The organism is Streptomyces violaceorubidus (genome assembly GCF_000717995.1).
Lineage (GTDB): Bacteria > Actinomycetota > Actinomycetes > Streptomycetales > Streptomycetaceae > Streptomyces > Streptomyces violaceorubidus.
This window is the reverse complement of sequence record NZ_JODM01000173.1, coordinates 1-346: the sequence shown is the minus strand read 5'-3', so window position 1 is coordinate 346 and position 346 is coordinate 1. Positions and strand designations below refer to the sequence as shown.

Below are 346 nucleotides of genomic sequence, written 5' to 3'. Positions count from 1 at the left end.
CTCGCCGGACTGTTCGAGGCCCAGGCCGCCCGCACCCCGCACGCCACCGCCCTCGTCTTCGAAGACACCCGACTCACCTACGCCGAACTCAACACCCGCGCCAACCGCCTCGCCCGACACCTCCTCACCCACGGCGCAGCCCCCGGCAACCACGTCGCCGTCCTCCTCCCCCGCTCCCCCGACCTCGTCACCGCACTCCTCGCCATCACCAAAACCGGCGCCGCCTACCTCCCCCTCGACCCCCACCACCCCACCGACCGCATCACCCAACTCCTCCACGACACCACCCCCACCACCACACTCACCACCACCCACACCTGTCTCTTATACACATCTGACGCTGCCG

General features: G+C 69.7%; 1 protein-coding gene. It reads left to right on the top strand.

Features of this window, described 5'->3' with window-relative positions:
* Positions 1 to 346 (top strand): AMP-binding protein (locus IE94_RS36810; RefSeq protein ID WP_037924966.1); only part of this gene is annotated, 346 nt, incomplete at both ends.